The 17,330-nt window shown below is 55.8% G+C and carries 15 protein-coding genes; 11 read left to right on the forward strand and 4 right to left on the reverse strand.

The window, feature by feature from the left end:
- Positions 1-4: 4 nt before the first annotated feature.
- Positions 5-2,161, forward strand: coding sequence for a bifunctional acyl-ACP--phospholipid O-acyltransferase/long-chain-fatty-acid--ACP ligase (gene aas, locus FY046_RS16940; RefSeq protein ID WP_159337916.1), 2,157 nt, complete (start codon positions 5-7; stop codon positions 2,159-2,161).
- Entirely contained in the window at positions 2,158-3,375 is a 1,218-nt protein-coding gene (lplT, locus tag FY046_RS16945; protein ID WP_133846087.1) for a lysophospholipid transporter LplT, read from the forward strand. The genes aas and lplT overlap by 4 nt, the downstream gene beginning before the upstream one ends.
- Positions 3,376-3,423: 48 nt before the next feature.
- Here lplT and FY046_RS16950 read toward each other — a convergent pair whose 3' ends face one another.
- The 4 genes from FY046_RS16950 to mutH all read right to left on the reverse strand — a co-directional run bounded on the left by FY046_RS16950 (position 3,424) and on the right by mutH (position 6,600).
- A complete protein-coding gene (locus FY046_RS16950; protein WP_133846086.1) occupies positions 3,424-4,464 on the reverse strand; it encodes an NADP(H)-dependent aldo-keto reductase in 1,041 nt (346 codons plus the stop codon).
- A gap of 247 nt (positions 4,465-4,711) precedes the next feature.
- Positions 4,712-4,927, reverse strand: coding sequence for a YgdI/YgdR family lipoprotein (locus FY046_RS16955; RefSeq protein WP_133846085.1), 216 nt, complete (start codon positions 4,925-4,927; stop codon positions 4,712-4,714).
- 176 nt (positions 4,928-5,103) lie between these two features.
- Entirely contained in the window at positions 5,104-5,814 is a 711-nt protein-coding gene (locus FY046_RS16960; protein ID WP_133846084.1) for a TerC family protein, read from the reverse strand.
- 99 nt (positions 5,815-5,913) lie between these two features.
- On the reverse strand, positions 5,914-6,600 hold the full coding sequence (gene mutH / locus FY046_RS16965) for a DNA mismatch repair endonuclease MutH (RefSeq protein ID WP_374760154.1): 687 nt from the start codon (positions 6,598-6,600) through the stop codon (positions 5,914-5,916).
- A 685-nt stretch (positions 6,601-7,285) separates the two neighbouring features.
- Here mutH and rppH point away from each other — a divergent pair.
- From rppH to recC, 9 genes are all read left to right on the forward strand, one after another.
- Positions 7,286-7,813, forward strand: a complete 528-nt coding sequence (gene rppH, locus FY046_RS16970) for an RNA pyrophosphohydrolase (protein ID WP_133846082.1) — start codon at positions 7,286-7,288, stop codon at positions 7,811-7,813.
- A gap of 12 nt (positions 7,814-7,825) precedes the next feature.
- Positions 7,826-10,072 carry a phosphoenolpyruvate--protein phosphotransferase gene (gene ptsP, locus FY046_RS16975; protein ID WP_133846081.1) on the forward strand — a complete coding sequence of 749 codons (2,247 nt, stop codon included), beginning with the start codon at positions 7,826-7,828 and terminating at the stop codon, positions 10,070-10,072.
- A gap of 141 nt (positions 10,073-10,213) precedes the next feature.
- The gene (gene lgt / locus FY046_RS16980) at positions 10,214-11,092 is read left to right on the forward strand and encodes a prolipoprotein diacylglyceryl transferase (RefSeq protein WP_133846080.1); all 879 of its coding nucleotides are present in this window, start codon (positions 10,214-10,216) and stop codon (positions 11,090-11,092) included.
- A complete protein-coding gene (thyA, locus tag FY046_RS16985; RefSeq protein ID WP_133846079.1) occupies positions 11,089-11,883 on the forward strand; it encodes a thymidylate synthase in 795 nt (264 codons plus the stop codon). Before lgt ends, thyA begins: the two co-directional genes overlap by 4 nt.
- 237 nt (positions 11,884-12,120) lie before the next feature.
- On the forward strand, positions 12,121-12,582 hold the full coding sequence (locus FY046_RS16990; protein WP_133846078.1) for a prepilin-type N-terminal cleavage/methylation domain-containing protein: 462 nt from the start codon (positions 12,121-12,123) through the stop codon (positions 12,580-12,582).
- Positions 12,573-13,124, forward strand: coding sequence for a prepilin peptidase-dependent protein (locus FY046_RS16995; RefSeq protein WP_133846077.1), 552 nt, complete (start codon positions 12,573-12,575; stop codon positions 13,122-13,124). The genes FY046_RS16990 and FY046_RS16995 overlap by 10 nt, the downstream gene beginning before the upstream one ends.
- Positions 13,124-13,537 carry a DUF2509 family protein gene (locus FY046_RS17000; protein ID WP_133846076.1) on the forward strand — a complete coding sequence of 138 codons (414 nt, stop codon included), beginning with the start codon at positions 13,124-13,126 and terminating at the stop codon, positions 13,535-13,537. Before FY046_RS16995 ends, FY046_RS17000 begins: the two co-directional genes overlap by 1 nt.
- Positions 13,527-13,844 (forward strand): prepilin-type N-terminal cleavage/methylation domain-containing protein, encoded by a 318-nt coding sequence (locus FY046_RS17005; RefSeq protein ID WP_133846075.1) that lies wholly within the window; start codon positions 13,527-13,529, stop codon positions 13,842-13,844. The genes FY046_RS17000 and FY046_RS17005 overlap by 11 nt, the downstream gene beginning before the upstream one ends.
- Before the next feature lie 72 nt (positions 13,845-13,916).
- Entirely contained in the window at positions 13,917-17,276 is a 3,360-nt protein-coding gene (gene recC / locus FY046_RS17010) for an exodeoxyribonuclease V subunit gamma (protein ID WP_446186307.1), read from the forward strand.
- Positions 17,277-17,330: the final 54 nt, after the last annotated feature.

A 17,330-nucleotide genomic window follows, 5' to 3' on the forward strand; every position in this document is an offset into this window, starting at 1 on the left:
AAGCATGCTGTTCTCTGTGTTGCGTTTTCTGCTACGGGTGCTGTTTGGTGCCCGCCTGACGGGCGATCTCTCCGGGCTTTATAAAGAGAAGGTCTTGATCACCCCGAACCATATGTCATTCATTGATGGCATCCTGCTGGCGGTTTTCCTGCCGGTGAAACCCGTATTTGCCGTCTACTCCTCTATCAGCGAACAGTGGTATATGCGTGCGCTGCGCTCGGTGATCGACTTCGTTCCCCTCGACCCGACCAAACCGATGTCCATCAAACACCTGGTGCGGCTGATTGGCCAGGGGCGCCCGGTGGTGATCTTCCCGGAAGGGCGTATTACCGTGACCGGGTCGCTGATGAAAATCTACGATGGTGCGGGGTTTGTCGCGGCAAAATCGCAGGCGACCGTGGTGCCGCTGCGCATTGAAGGTGCCGAATACACCCTGTTTGGCCGCCTCGCCGGTGTGTTTAAACGCCGTCTGTTTCCACGTATCACTCTGACCGTACTGCCTGCGACGATAATTCCGATGCCCGAAGCACCGCGTGCGCGCGATCGTCGTCGCCTGGCGGGTGAGCATCTGCATCACATCATGATGGAAGCCCGCATGGCGGTACGTCCGCGTGAAACACTGTACCAGGCCTTCCTGGCCGCACGCACCCGCTATGGATTGTTTAAACCCTGCGTGGAAGACGTCAATTTTAAACCTGACAGCTACACCGGGCTGTTGAAAAAGTCGCTCGGAGTGGGGCGTATTCTGGAACGCTACAGCCAGCCGGGGGAATATATCGGCCTGTTACTGCCGAATGCCACCGTCACGGCAGCGGCGATCCTCGGTGCATCAATGCGCGGGCGTATCCCGGCGATGCTGAACTACACCGCGGGCGTGAAAGGGCTGACCAGCGCTCTGACCGCATCTGAAGTGAAAACGGTGTTCACCTCGCGTCAGTTCCTCGACAAAGGCAAGCTGTGGCATCTGCCGGAAGGCATCCCTCAGGTGCAGTGGATTTACCTCGAAGATCTGAAAGATACCGTCACAACTCAGGACAAACTGTGGATCCTGCGCCATCTGCTGATGCCTTCCCGGGCACAGGTGCCGCAGCAGCCGGAAGACGCCGCGATGGTGCTGTTTACCTCCGGCTCTGAAGGCCACCCGAAAGGGGTGGTGCATTCGCATAAAAGCCTGCTGGCGAACGTTGAACAGATCCGCACCGTGGCTGACTTTACGCCGCGCGATCGTTTTATGTCGGCGTTGCCACTGTTCCACGCCTTTGGCCTGACGGTGGGCCTGTTTACCCCGCTGATGACGGGTGCGGAAGTGTTTCTCTATCCCAGCCCGCTGCACTATCGCATTGTGCCGGAGCTGGTTTATGACCGTAACTGCACCGTGCTGTTTGGCACCTCCACTTTCCTGGGGAACTATGCGCGTTTTGCCAGTCCGTATGACTTTGCCCGTTTACGTTACGTGGTGGCGGGGGCGGAGAAGCTGCAAAACCAGACCCGTGAACTGTGGATGGAGAAATACGGCATCCGTATTCTTGAGGGGTATGGTGTAACGGAGTGCGCGCCAGTGGTGGCGATCAACGTGCCGATGGCCGCGAAATCCCACACCGTGGGTCGCATCCTGCCGGGCATGGATTCGCGCCTGGTTTCTGTACCGGGGATCGAGCAGGGCGGTCTGTTACAGCTGCGTGGCCCGAACATTATGAAAGGCTATCTGCGCGTTGAGCGCCCTGGCGTGCTGGAAGCGCCTCAGGCGGATAACGGCGAAGGTCAGATGGACGCTGGCTGGTATGACACCGGCGATATCGTCAGCTTTGATGAGGGCGGTTTCTGTCAGATTCAGGGGCGCGTGAAGCGCTTTGCGAAAATTGCCGGAGAGATGGTCTCGCTGGAAAGTGTTGAACTGATTGCGCTGAAAGCCTCAGGGGAGAAACAGCATGCGGCAACCATCAAACCGGACGGTAATCGCGGCGAGGCTCTGGTGCTGTTTACCACCGATGCCAGCCTGACCCGCGAACAGTTGACCCGTGCGGCGCGTGAACTGGGCAGCCCTGAGCTGGCTGTTCCCCGTGATATTCGCGTGTTGTCACAGCTGCCGCTGCTGGGCAGCGGTAAACCGGATTTCGTCACTCTGCGTGAAATGGCTGAAAAGTCGGAGGAACAGGCATGAGCACATCCCAGGTGAGTGGTCAGCCGCTATTGTCCAAGGGCATGATGGCGGTGATTGTGGCGCAGTTCTTCTCCGCATTTGGTGACAATGCGCTGCTGTTTGCCACGCTGGCTGTGATGAAATCACTGGTCTACCCGGAGTGGAGCCAGCCGGTGCTGCAAATGATGTTTGTGGCCACCTACATCCTGCTGGCCCCGTTTGTCGGGCAACTGGCCGACAGCTTTGCCAAAGGGCGGGTCATGATGTTTGCCAATGCTCTCAAGCTACTGGGCGCATTGGTGATCTGTTTTGGTTTTGACCCGTTCCTCGGCTACAGCCTGGTGGGGATTGGTGCGGCGGCCTATTCTCCGGCGAAATACGGCATTCTCGGGGAGCTGACCGGCGGTGACACGCTGGTGAAAGCCAACGGTCTGATGGAGTCCTCCACCATTGCCGCTATCCTGCTGGGATCGGTGGCGGGTGGCTTCCTTGCTGACTGGAATCTGACGGCGGCGCTGGTGGCCTGCGTGCTGGCTTATGCGCTGGCGGTGGCGGCGAATGTGCTGATCCCAAAACTGGCGGTCGCACGCGGCGGTCAGTCATGGCATCCGGCCCGCATGTCGGCCAGCTTCTTCCGCGCCTGCGGCACCCTGTGGCGTGATGGCGAAACCCGTTTCTCACTGGTGGGTACCAGTATGTTCTGGGGTGCGGGCGTGACGTTGCGTTTCCTGCTGGTGCTGTGGGTGCCGGTGGCGCTGGGGATCAGCGACAATAAAACCCCGACGTTGCTGAATGCGATGGTGGCGATTGGGATTGTCTTCGGTGCCATTGCCGCAGCGAAGCTGGTGACGTTAAAAACCGTGGGGCGCTGTATGCCGGCCGGTGTACTGATTGGCGTGGCGGTGCTGTTCTTCTCATTACAGCAGCAGGCCATCAATGCGTATGTGCTGCTGGTGATTATCGGGATGCTCGGCGGTTTCTTCGTCGTACCGCTTAACGCGTTATTGCAGATGCGTGGCAAAGACTCCGTAGGCACGGGGAATGCGGTGGCAGTACAGAATCTGGGTGAGAACACCGCGATGCTGCTGATGCTTGGGCTTTATACGCTGGCGATTAAGTTTGGTGCGCCGCCGGTAGCAACGGGCGTTGGCTTTGGTGCGCTGTTTGCGCTGGCGATTGCGGTGCTGTGGGGCTGGCAGTTGGCGCAGAAACGCAAAGTCACCCGTCAGCTCTGACGGGGCAGTCAGACCAGGCAGGGCGAACGATCGCCCTGCCTGCGGTTCTTACGGTGCCGGGTAGGTGTAGCGACGGTGAATCGCTTCCAGCCCTTCAATCACCTCTTCATTCAGCGTGACATCATAGCTGTCAATATTGATCTTCAGCTGTTCCAGCGTGGTGGCGCCCAACAGGGTGCTGGCAACAAATGGCTGCTGACGCACGAAGGCCAGCGCCATCTGTGACGGATCTAACCCGTGTTGCTTCGCCAGCGCGACATACTCGGCTACTGCCTGATTCGACTGCTCGCTGCTGTAACGGGTAAAGCGACTGAACAGCGTATTACGCGCCCCGGCAGGTTTCGCGCCGTTAAGGTATTTGCCACTCAGGGTGCCAAACGCCAGGCTGGAGTAAGCCAGCAGTTCAACCCCTTCGTGCTGGCTGATCTCTGCCAGCCCCAGTTCAAAGCTACGGTTTAACAGGCTGTAGGGATTCTGAATGCTGACAATACGCGGCAGTTCATGTTTCTCTGCCAGTTGCAGATAGCGCATCACGCCCCACGGCGTCTCATTGGATACGCCGATATAGCGAATTTTACCTGCGCGCACCTGCTCAGTCAGCGCTTCCAGCGTCTCCAGCAGCGTCACGGTGGCGGCGTTATCGGTGTACTGATAGTTCAGCTTGCCAAAATAGTTGGTCTGACGCTGCGGCCAGTGCAGTTGGTATAAGTCAAGATAGTCGGTGTTCAAACGTTTCAGGCTGGCATCCAGCGCCGTACGAATATTCTTGCGATCCAGCGCCTGATTTGGCCGGATAGAGGCATCGGCACCGCGTACCGGGCCGGAGACTTTAGAGGCGAGAATGACTTTATCGCGGTTGCCACGGGCCTTCAGCCAACTGCCGATATATTGCTCGGTCAGGCCCTGGGTTTCCGGGCGGGGTGGCACAGGGTACATTTCGGCGGTATCAATCAGGTTGATCCCGCGGCTGAGGGCTAAATCCAGTTGTGCATGGGCGTCGGCTTCGCTGTTTTGCTCACCAAACGTCATGGTGCCCAGCCCCAGGGAACTGACTTCCAGGGTGCTGTGAGGGATACGGTGATAATGCATGGCCGGCTTCCTTTTTCATTCGTCAAAGGTCAGGGACATCAGGGCGTCCGCAACAGGGGCTTTTTGCCTGGGGCTGGCAGGTTACGCCAAAAACCCGGTTTTCGACTATAACCGTGCAGCGCGGGTGGGGGAAGAGGGTATTTATCGGGAAGTGCTATAAAGGCCGCTTGAAACTCATCCTTTATCAAGTCGCAGAAGTCGGTTGATTCTGCAACTCGAATGAATGATGGGACTGTTGCGTTAAAAATTAACGCTCAACGATGGACGAGACTTCATCACCGTTAATTTGCAGTTCGTGGCCGGAATCGTCGGTATATTTCACCAGACCAGTATCTTTATCAATCTGCGGCTTACCGTCGGTCATAATCATCTTGCCGTCTTTGGTTGCCATCACATAATTACTGCTGCAACCACTCGCTAATACTGCCATGCCCAGCACCGCTGCGCTAAAAATCCACTTCATCGTTGTCTCCCTTACTCTTCATTACTCAACACTTCAGCATAAGTGTAGTAATAAACTATTTTCCCTGTAGCGATAATAGTATGAGTCTGAAAATGGATCGTGCGCACAACACACCATTGACATTGCATCACCACTATTTCCTTACCCAGCCCGACAGGCCGGGTAAGGAGGTGATGTTACAGCGGACGTTTTTTATTGCGTGCCAGATTGAGGCATTCCACCGCCATAGAGAAGAACATGGCGAAATAGATGTAGCCTTTAGGAATGTGAATATTGAAGCTTTCCAGCATCAGCGTGAAACCCACGAGGATCAGGAACGCCAGCGCCAGCATTTTCACCGACGGATGTCTGTCAACAAAATCACCGATAGCACGCGCGGCAAACATCATCACCAGTACCGCGATCACCACGGCAGCCATCATAATAACCAGATGGTCGGAGAGGCCCACGGCAGTAATGACGGAATCAAGGCTGAAGATAATATCCAGCAGCATGATCTGCACGATAGCGCCGATAAATGAATGCACATTGGTGTTGTGCTCACCGCCGCCGCCTTCAATGGTTTCATGAATTTCCATGCTCGACTTCCACAGCAGGAATAATCCACCAAACAGCAGAATCAGATCGCGCGCTGAGAATGCATGATCCATCAGCGTAAACAGCGGGTCCGTCAGGCGGATAACCCATGCAATCGAGGCCAGCAGGCCAAGACGCATCAACATGGCGCCAGCCAGACCGATACGGCGGGCGGTATTCTGTTGATGCTTAGGCAGTTTTGCCACCACCAGCGAGAGGAAAATAATATTATCAATCCCGAGGACAATTTCGAGGATCGTTAGCGTACCGAGCGCTAACCAGGCATTGGGATCGGCAATCCAGTCAAACATGGTAATGTTGCATCCTAAATTCTAATAAAAGTTAAACGAAAGCTAAACGACGATTATACCTAAGGTTTACAGCAGCGGGAAAATCTTTACAGGGGTTTTTTATAGCAGAAAATGCCGGGCCAGCAGCGGGCCGGTAAAGGTTTTCTTCAGGTAAAAACCCCGTGGCAGCGTCATGATCGGCTGCCCGTCACGGCCAATTCCCTCTGTCAGCGCTTTACTGTTCGCCGCTTTCGGCCGGATTTGCAGGAACTCCCCGTGACGTGCGGTAATCTGCTCAACCTGGCCCAGCACGATCATATCCATCAGTTCTTCCCAGTCGCGCTGCAACTGCAACTCCTCTGTGGCATCCGGGCTCCATAATAAGGGCGCGCCCACATGGCGCTGTTCCAGTGGAATAGCGCGGTCACCCTCCACGGGCACCCAGAGTACTCGCGTTAGCTTATGGCGTACGTGGCTGTTATGCCAGGTGACACCGCTGTTGCCGGTCAGCGGTGCCACGCAGACAAACGTGGTTTCCAGCGGGCGGCCGCTGGCATCAACCGGAATCGTTTTCAGCTCAATGCCAATCCCGGCAAAATCCTGCTCTGGCTTACTGCCGGCGCTGGCGCCGAGGTAGCGTTCCAGCAACAGGCCAACCCAGCCTTTGTCGCGTTTTAAATCGCGTGGGATGGGCAGGTGGATGCGCGCTGCCAGTTCGCCCAGCGTATAACCGGCCAGTGCGGCGGCGCGCGCCATCAGTTCGTCTTCATTTTCTGGCGGAGAAACGAGGTAGAGATCACCAGTCATCATCACGTCCGTAATCTGTTCAAAAAATAGCCGTCATTTGCCCACAGAGAAAATATCCCGGACAGGTCTGGGGAAAACACCAATAATAGCATGATAAATCATGTTTTTTTATTGCATCAGGCACGTAAAAAAAAGCCTCTCTCTACAGTTTTACCCGGCTTGCCACCGACAATGAACAGGATCACCGGGGTAGTTATCCACAGAAAAGTGGGATAACTCACTTTTTATAATAATACTGTTTCCATTTACAGCCTCGACGTTGGCTCTTTTCCACTATTTTACCTTTTTCATGCCTAACTAATCGGCATATTCTGTGGATAACGTGCAAGGCGTTCGATCTTTCACCAGTTGGCGATCATCGGATGATGACAGCCAAATGACAAGCGGTTGAAAGCCTGTGGTTAACGGCAAAAGATGATGATTAATAGGGGGTTATTCTTAGTTTTAAAAAAGTCGCTCTGTGCCAGTCAAAAAGTTTTCCCCACCTGTTAACAGAGTTCTGCACAAAGCTATCCACAGAAAACGTGAATAAGATCGCATTTTTATCCGGGTATCTGTTTATAACTTTGCAAAAAAGGGCAAGTTATCCCAGCCGGATGCAGTCACATCCCCTAAAAGCAGTGGTTTACCGTCTGTAAGGAGTATGAAACAATCAGAACATCCAGTTTTAGTTTGAGGTAGTCCGGTGATCGATGATGATGGCTACCGCCCGAATGTTGGTATCGTAATTTGTAACAGGCAGGGACAGGTGTTGTGGGCCAGACGTTTTGGTCAGCACTCCTGGCAGTTTCCCCAGGGCGGTATTAACGCAGGGGAGACGGCGGAGCAGGCGATGTACCGCGAACTTTTCGAGGAAGTCGGTTTGAACCGCAAGGATGTCCGCATCCTTGCATCCACCCGTAACTGGTTACGATATAAGTTGCCAAAACGTTTGGTGCGTTGGGACACAAAGCCGGTTTGTATCGGCCAAAAACAGAAGTGGTATCTTCTGCAGTTGATGTGCAATGACGCGGATATCAATATGCAAACCAGCAGCACGCCAGAGTTCGACGGCTGGCGTTGGGTGAGCTTTTGGTATCCGGTACGCCAGGTGGTCTCTTTTAAACGCGATGTTTACCGCCGCGTGATGAAAGAGTTTGCCAGTGTGGTTATGCCCCTGCAGGAGAATACCGTACAGCGAAATGCGCCAGGTTTTCGACGGAAGAGAGGTTAAGCCACGTAGATTATGCTCACACAGCTACGCGAAATAGTTGAGAAAGTGGCGGCAGCGCCCCGGCTTACCGAGGCGCTGGATATTCTGGTTAACGAAATCTGTGTGGCGATGCAAACCGAAGTCTGTTCGGTCTATCTCGCGGATCACGATCGTCGCTGCTATTACCTGATGGCTACCCGTGGGCTAAAAAAGCCGCGTGGGCGCACTGTTGCCCTGGCATTTGATGAAGGTATCGTTGGCTTAGTAGGGCGGCTTGCAGAGCCCATTAACCTCGCCGATGCGCAGAGTCACCCCAGCTTCAAATATATTCCTTCGGTGAAAGAGGAGCGCTTCCGTTCCTTTCTTGGCGTGCCGATTATCAGCCGTCGCCAGTTGCTTGGCGTGCTGGTGGTTCAGCAGCGCGAACATCGTCAGTTCGACGAAAGTGAAGAGTCTTTTCTGGTTACGCTGGCCACGCAAATGGCAGCGATCCTCTCACAGTCACAGCTTAATGCCCTGTTTGGCCAGTACCGTCAAACCCGCATTCGTGCGCTGGCGGCGGCGCCTGGCGTTGCGGTAGCGGAGGGTTGGGTCGACTCTAGCCAGCCTTCACTGGAAAACGTCTTCGCGGCATCGACCCTCGATACCGTGCGAGAACGCGAACGCCTCGCGCTCGCCATGAGTGAAGCCTCGAACGAGTTTCGTCGTTACAGCAAGCGTTTTACTGCCAGCATGCACAAAGAGAGTGCGGCGATCTTCGATCTCTATTCACACCTCTTAAGTGATGCCCGGCTGAAAAAAGACCTGCTGGCGGAAATCGATGCCGGATCGGTGGCCGAGTGGGCGGTTAAAAAAGTCATTGAAAAATTCGCCGCGCAGTTTGCCAGCTTGCAGGACAGCTATCTGCGTGAGCGTGCAGGCGATTTGCGCGTGCTGGGGCAGCGTCTGCTGTTTCACCTCGATGACACCATGCAGGGCACTAACACCTGGCCTGAGCGCTTTGTACTGGTGGCCGATGAGCTGACCGCCACCACGTTGGCCGAGCTGCCGCGTGACCGCCTGGCGGGGGTGGTGGTGCGCGATGGTGCCGCCAACTCGCATGCCGCGATTATGGTGCGGGCGATGGGCATCCCAACGGTGATGGGTGCTGACATCCAGCCCGAGCTGATGAAAGGGCATCTGCTGATCGTTGACGGCTATCGTGGCGAACTGCTGGTCGATCCTGAACCCGTGCTGGTGCAGGAATATCAGCGGCTGATCAGCGAAGAGAATGAACTGAGCCTGCTGGCGGAGGATTTTGTCTTCCTGCCCGGCGCGCTGAAAAGCGGTGAGCCGGTAAAAGTGATGCTCAACGCAGGCCTAAGCGCCGAACACGAGAAGATGGTAGGGAACCGGGTGGACGGTGTGGGTCTGTATCGCACCGAAATTCCGTTTATGCTGCAAAACGGTTTTCCATCGGAAGAAGAGCAGGTGGCGCAGTACCAGGGCATGTTGCAACTGTTCCTGGATAAGCCGGTGACCCTGCGTACTCTGGATGTGGGGGCGGATAAACAGCTACCCTATATGCCCATCAGTGAAGAAAACCCTTGTCTTGGCTGGCGCGGTATTCGTCTGACGCTGGATCAACCGGAGATCTTCCTGGTGCAACTGCGCGCCATGTTGCGTGCCAACGTCGCCAGCGGCAATCTGAATATTCTGCTGCCGATGATCACCAGTCTGGAAGAGATCGATGAGGCCCGCCGCCTGATCGCACGTGCTGCGCGTGAAGTGGAAGAGATGCTCGGCTATGTTATTCCACAGCCGCGCATTGGCATCATGATCGAAGTCCCCTCCATGATCTTTATGATCGGGCAGCTTAAGGGGCGCGTCGATTTTGTCTCTGTGGGCACCAACGATCTGACACAGTATCTGCTGGCGGTTGACCGTAACAATACCCGGGTGGCCAGTCTGTATGACAGCCTGCATCCGGCGATGCTGCGGGCATTAAAAAGTATTGCGGATGAAACCCAACGCGCCGGTATCGAACTCTGTCTGTGCGGTGAAATGGCCGGTGATACAATGTGCGTGGCGCTGTTAGTGGGCATGGGTTATCACCATCTCAGTATGAATGGCCGCAACGTGGCACGCGTAAAATACCTGCTGAGCCATCTTGAGCATGAAGATGCACAAGTCCTGGCGCAACGGGGTATGGAAGCCCAGTTCGCGACAGAGGTACGTCATCTGGTGGCCTCGTTTATGGAGCGGCGAGGTTTAGGCGGCCTGATTCGTGGTGGCCGTTAACCGTGTTTTTTGGCAGCGTTTGCTTAACAAAGTTTACAGTTAGCTCAGGCCGCAATAATTCGCATTATGCTATGATGCGCGCCTTATGCAGCCCCGGAGTGTGCGGCTGCCTGTCAGGACTGACTTTACTAATGGTGAAAGATGAATAACGGCTATCTGGCTTTCCCCCAATTTGATCCGGTGATTTTCTCCATCGGACCGGTTTCACTGCACTGGTACGGACTGATGTACCTGGTGGGTTTCGTTTTCGCGATGTGGCTGGCAGTTCGCCGTGCTAACAAACCGGGTAGCGGATGGAAAAAAGAAGAAGTAGAAAATCTGCTGTATGCCGGTTTCCTGGGTGTCTTCCTCGGCGGGCGTATCGGCTATGTGTTGTTCTACAATATGCCGCTGTTCCTGGATAACCCGCTGTACCTGTTTAAAGTCTGGGATGGCGGCATGTCTTTCCACGGAGGCCTGATTGGGGTGATCGTGGTGATGCTGATCTTCGCCTGGCGCACCAAACGCAATTTCTTCCAGGTTTCTGATTTTATGGCACCGCTGATCCCATTTGGGTTGGGTGCTGGCCGACTCGGCAACTTTATTAACGGTGAGCTGTGGGGCCGCGTTGACCCCAATCTGCCGTGGGCGATGTTGTTCCCTGGCTCGCGTAGCGAAGATATCGCCCTGGTCGCAACCCATCCTGAATGGCAGCAGTTGTTGTCAACCTACGGTGTATTGCCACGTCATCCTTCACAGCTTTATGAGCTGATCCTTGAAGGTATCGTGCTGTTTATCATCCTCAATGTCTTTATTCGTAAATCTCGCCCGATGGGCGCGGTATCCGGGCTGTTCCTGATTGGCTACGGTGCGTTCCGTATTATCGTTGAATTCTTCCGTCAGCCTGACCAGCAGCTTGGCCTGTTCAGCGGCATCAGCATGGGGCAGATCCTCTCTGTACCAATGATTGTGGCTGGCGTGATTATGATGATTTGGGCGTATCGTCGTCGTCCGCAGCCACAGCTTCGTGAGGAAAAATGAAACAGTATCTGGCGTTAATGCAGCATGTGCTCGACCAGGGCACGCCGAAAAATGATCGTACCGGCACCGGCACATTGTCGATTTTTGGTCATCAGATGCGTTTCAATTTGCAGGAAGGTTTCCCGCTGGTTACCACCAAAAAGTGCCATCTGCGCTCGATTATTCATGAGCTGCTGTGGTTCCTGAACGGTGACACCAACATCGCGTACCTGAAAGAAAATAAGGTCTCGATCTGGGACGAGTGGGCTGATGAAAATGGCGATCTTGGCCCGGTTTACGGCAAACAGTGGCGCAGTTGGGGAGCACCCGATGGTGCTCAGATTGACCAACTGACGAAAGTGGTCGAACAGCTGAAAAGCGACCCGGACTCCCGTCGCATCATTGTTTCCGCCTGGAATGTCGGTGAGCTGGATCAGATGGCGCTGGCACCCTGTCATGCGTTTTTCCAGTTCTACGTGGCTGATGGCAAGCTCTCTTGCCAGCTTTATCAGCGCTCCTGCGATATCTTCCTCGGCCTGCCGTTTAACATCGCCAGCTATGCGCTGCTGGTGCATATGATGGCGCAGCAGTGTGACCTGGAAGTCGGTGATTTTGTCTGGACGGGCGGGGATACTCATCTGTACAGCAACCACCTTGAGCAGACGCGTTTGCAGTTAACGCGTGAGCCGCGTGCGCTGCCGAAGCTGGTGATCAAACGTAAACCGGCTTCCCTCTTCGACTATCGTTTCGACGACTTCGAGATTGAAGGCTACGATCCGCATCCGGCAATTAAAGCCCCGGTCGCAATCTAGACCTGCATGCCCCCTTCACCGGGGGCATCACCTTTCGACAAAACCCTCTCTGTTGTTGATGTTACCGCTTTATCTCTCCTCACTGGCTTGTTCACCTCCCTGTATTTTCCCCAACATTAAGAGCCTTCTTGTCATCTGAATGAAAGCACATGCAAGTGGGCAATCAGTCTGGAAGACGGCGCGCAACCCTGCCAACTGCCGCTGGTTTGAGCGAACGGAAAGCGCACACTGTCGTGCATGAAAACGAAAAACGTGCGCGGGTTTACCCTGCTGGAAATGATGGTGGTAGTGACGATTGTCAGTCTGCTGAGCCTGGGCGCATGGAGCGGCTGGCACAGCTGGCAGCAGCGGCAGCAACTGAACGACAGTGCCCAGCAGATCCAGCGTCTGCTGCAACGGCTGCGCAGTGATGCCAACTGGCACAATACTGTGCATCTCTTGTGGCTGAAATCCGCCGGGCGCTGGTGCCTGGGGGCGGGGACGGCAGATTGTCTGAGCATCACAAAACATACGTTACGTTCACCGCACCCCGGCGTGAGCGTTGAGCTGGTCACCAGCGATTTAGGGTTTTATGGCAAGAAAAATACCGCCCATCCCGGCAGTATTTTAATCGGCAACGCAGCCGGTAAGCGGCGGATTGTTGTCTCGTCTCGTGGACGGGTACGCATCTGTTCACCCTCTGAAGAGAACTGTCGATGAAGGCCCAGGGATTCACGCTGCTGGAAATGCTGATGGCGATGGCGATTGGCAGCATGTTAATGCTGTCAGCGGCGCGCACGCTGCCGCAGCTTCAGGCACAAAACCTGCGTCTCATGATGCAGACCCAACTGCATGAGGATCTTCAGCAGATCATGCACACCCTGGAAAAAGCCGTGCGGCGTGCCGGGTACTGCCACGGCAACTGCCGTGATGCTGCACAACCCGGGTTACACATCTCAGCGGGATGCCTGCTGGTGCGCTGGGATGAAAACAGTAATGGCCGCTGGGAAGCGCCGGGGCGTGAGGACAGTGAAGTTTATGGTTACCGTCTGCGTGGCACCAGTCTGGAAATGCAGCGTGGCGTCACAGACTGCCAGGGCGGCGGTTGGGAAAGGCTGAATGACCCCCGGCGCGTTGGCATCCGTGTTTTTCAGCTGGTCCAGACAGGGCGCCAGATCAAGGTCAGCCTCAGTGGTTTTGCGCAGCGCGATCCGGGTATCGTGCGCGATCTGGAACACTGGCTGACGGCGGAGAATCTGTGATGCAGACATCGACACAGCGGGGTAGCGGGGCACTCGTTATGGTGATGATGATCCTGCTGATGGGAACTCTGATGCTGAACACCACACGACGGCAGCTTGATGATTCAATGAGCCAGGTGGGCGATGAACGACATTACCTTCAGCAGTTTACCGGGGCGATGTCCGCCCTGGCCTGGGGCGAACGTTTGCACTGGGTTGCGGCTGAAGAGTGGCATTGCCAGCAGCAAGTGGAGCATCACTGGCGTGCCTGTTTTCAGCCCGTTGATCAATTACTGCGCGGTGACAGTGGGCCAGATACGCTGGCACTTTATCGCTGGGTCGGTCAGCAAGCGAACGGGACTTTACAGGCACAGCCGCACGGCTGGCTGGATTACTGCCCCTTGACCGGGGAGGGGGCCTGCGATGTCAACTAGTCGCACGCAGCAGGGATTTAGCCTGGTGGAAATCCTGTTTTCTCTGCTGTTGTTCAGCCTGAGTTACACGGCGTTGCTGCACTACCAGCAGGTGCTGGGGCAGGGTTTCCACTGGCAGTGGCAGCAGCGCGATGCCTGGTGGCAGGCTTTCCAGCGACGAGAGGGTAAGGCGACCGCAGGCTGGCAAATACAGCAACAGTCACGTAGCGGCCCACAGGGTTGCCAACTGATCACCGTGCAGGCAATCAGCCCCGCCGGGCGGCGTGCCGAACTGACGCACCTCCAGTGCGATGAGAGAAACCGATAACATAGTGACATTTGCAAGCCGGGCTTATCGGGTTACAGTAGCCTCCGGCGTATTGTTTAAGGGCATATTTGTATGTTTACCGTGTACCACTCCAATCAGTTGGATTTGCTAAAAACACTGGCGTGCTGGCAGATAGAAAACCAGCCGCTGGGCGATCCACTGCGTTCTGAAGTGGTGCTGGTACAAAGCCCGGGCATGGCGCAGTGGCTGCAAATGTCGCTGGCCGAAGAGTTCGGCATTGCCGCGAATATCGACTTTCCCCTGCCCGCCAGTTTTATCTGGGACATGTTTGTCCGCGTGCTGCCGGAGATCCCGAAAGAGAGTGCCTTTAATAAATCCAGCATGAGCTGGAAGCTGATGGCTATCCTGCCCGGAATGCTGGGCGGTGAAGAATTTGAAATGCTGCGTCATTATCTCAGCGATGGCGACGACCGTAAGCTGTTCCAGCTGGCGTCCCGCGTGGCGGATCTCTTTGACCAGTATCTGGTCTATCGCCCTCACTGGCTGAACAGCTGGGAAAAAGGGCAGTTGGTGGATGATCTGGGGGAATCCCAATGCTGGCAGGCACCGCTGTGGGCTGCGCTGGTTGACTACACGGATAAACTCGGCCAGCCAGAATGGCACCGTGCCAACCTCTATCAGCGCTTTATTGCCCGGCTGGACAACAGCGGTGAACGCCCGGCTAACCTCCCCGATCGTGTGTTTATCTGTGGTATCTCAGCACTGCCGCCGGTTTACCTGCAAGCCCTCCAGGCTTTGGGTAAACATATTGATATCCATCTGCTTTTCACGAATCCCTGCCGTCACTACTGGGGCGACATTCAGGATTATGGTTTCCTGGCAAAATTACAAAGCCGCCATCGTCGCCATTATCAGGATAACCGCGAGATCCCCCAGTTTCGTGACAGCGATGCAGCCCCAGGGCTGTTTAATGAAGGCGGTGAACAGCAGCTGAGTAACCCGTTGCTGGCCTCCTGGGGCAAGTTGGGGCGTGACAATTTGTACCTGCTGGCGCAAATGGAACCGAATGAAGTCTTTGCCTTTGTCGATATTGAGCCGACAAACCTGCTGCATGCCCTGAAGCGGGATTTGCTGGAGCTGGAAGATCATGCCGCGATTGGCCTGAAGCAAAGTGAATGGTCTACGAGTCGTAGCAAGCGGGTGCTCTCCCCTGAAGATCGTTCGGTGGCGATCCACCTCTGTCACAGCCCACAGCGCGAGGTGGAGGTGCTCCAGGATCGGCTGCTGGCCATGATGGCTGACGACCCGTCGCTGACCCCGCGCGATATTATCGTCATGGTGGCTGACATTGACGCTTATACCCCGTTTATTCAGGCGGTGTTTGGCAATGCTCCGGCCGATCGCGCGTTGCCGTTTGCTATTTCCGACCGCCGTGCCAGCCAGGCGCACCCTGCATTGCAGGCTTTTATCTCGTTGCTCAGTTTGCCGGAAAGCCGCTTTACCGCCGAGGATGTGCTGGCGTTGCTGGAAGTGCCTGCACTCGCCAGCCGTTTTACCGTGGATGAAGAAGGATTACGTCTGCTGCGCCACTGGGTTGCGGAGTCCGGCGTTCGCTGGGGGCTTGATGATGACAGCGTGCGCGATTTGGATCTGCCTGCTACCGGCCAGCACACCTGGCATTTTGGTCTGACGCGTATGCTGCTGGGCTATGCTATGAACAGCGAGGCCGGGGACTGGCAGGGTATCCTGCCTTACGATGAATCCAGCGGGCTGATTGCAGAACTGGCCGGAAACCTTGCTGAACTGCTGATGCAGCTCAACCGCTGGCGGCAGTGGCTGAGTGAACCCCGTGAACTCCAGCACTGGCTGCCGCTGTGCCGCCAAATGCTGGATGATTTCTTTACCAGTGACGCAGAAACCGAAGCGGCGCTGACGCTGATTGAAGAGCAGTGGCAGCAGGCGATCAACTACGGCGTGGAGGCAGGTTATCAGCAGGCCGTGCCGCTGACGCTACTGCGTGATGAGCTGTCGTCACGCCTCGACCAGCAGCGCATCAGCCAGCGCTTCCTCGCCGGCCCGGTTAACTTCTGTACTCTGATGCCCATGCGTTCGATCCCGTTTAAAGTCGTCTGTCTGCTGGGAATGAACGACGGCGTATATCCGCGTACGCTGCCGCCGCTGGGCTTTGACTTAATGAGCCAGCAGTCGCAGAAGGGGGACCGTAGTCGCCGTGACGATGACCGTTATCTGTTCCTCGAAGCGCTGAACTCGGCGCAGCAACAGCTGTATATCAGCTACATCGGCCGCTCGATTCAGGATAATACGGAACGTTACCCCTCTGTGCTGGTCAGTGAATTAGTGGAATACATCAGTCAGAGCTTCTGCCTGGAGCAGGACCGCGATCGGGATGTTGACAGCAGCGCAAAAGCCGTCGTGGAGCATCTGCACCATTTGCATAGCCGGATGCCCTTTGCCGCGGAAAACTTCAGCGCTGAATCGGAGTTCCGCAGCTTTGCCGCTGAATGGCTCCCTGCTGCCAGCGCACAGGGGACGGCACACCCGCCGTTTATGCAGGCACTGCCTGATGAAAGTACGGATGAGCTCAGCTTCGACAAGCTGGTGCGCTTCTGGCGCCATCCGGTCAGGGCTTTTTTCAGCCTGCGTCTTGGGGTCAGCTTCCATCTTGAAGAGACCGGGCTGCCCGATGCGGAACCTTTTTCTTTACAGGGTCTGAGCCGCTATCAGGTCAACACTCAACTGCTTAACAGCCTGATTGAGGGCAGTGAAAGCGAACGATTGTATGCCCGTCAGCGCGCCGCCGGGGCGTTACCCTATGGGGCCTTTGGCGAACTGTTCTGGCAGGAACAGGAGCAGGAGATGAGCGAGCTGGCGGGGCGCGTACGTGAACTGCGGGCGGCGGCTGAGAGCTGGGAGATCGCACTGGAAGTGGGGGGCGTGACCTTAAACGGCTGGCTGCCCCAGGTACAGGACAGCGGATTGCTGCGCTGGCGGCCCGGTATTCTCAACTTCAATGATGGCCTGACGCTGTGGCTGGAGCACCTGGTGTACTGTTCGATGGGGGGCACCGGCAGCAGCAGGATGTTGGGACGCAAAGAGAGCGAATGGCATTTCCCTCCGCTGGCCCCTACTGCTGCAAAGCAGCAGCTTGCCGGGTATGTTGACGGTTATCGTCAGGGCATGTGTGCGCCACTGCTGCTGACCGCATCCGGCGGTGCCTGGTTGAAAGCCTGCTTTGATGAGAAAGCCGGCGCGGTGCTGCGCGATGACGCAACGCTGAAAAAAGCACGCGGGAAACTGTTGCTGAGCTGGCAGGGAAATTATCAGGTTGACGGCGAGGGCACAGACCCCTATCTGCAACGTTTACTGCGTACCCTGGATAGCAATAGCGAACAAGAGATGGCCGTGCAGGCAGAGCGGTGGTTGCTGCCGTTACTGGTGCATAATAGTTGATGTTTTCAGGACATTCAGGGCGACATCCTGTAGTGTTTTTATTGTGTTAGCGTA

This window comes from Erwinia sp. 1181_3, assembly GCF_052824965.1.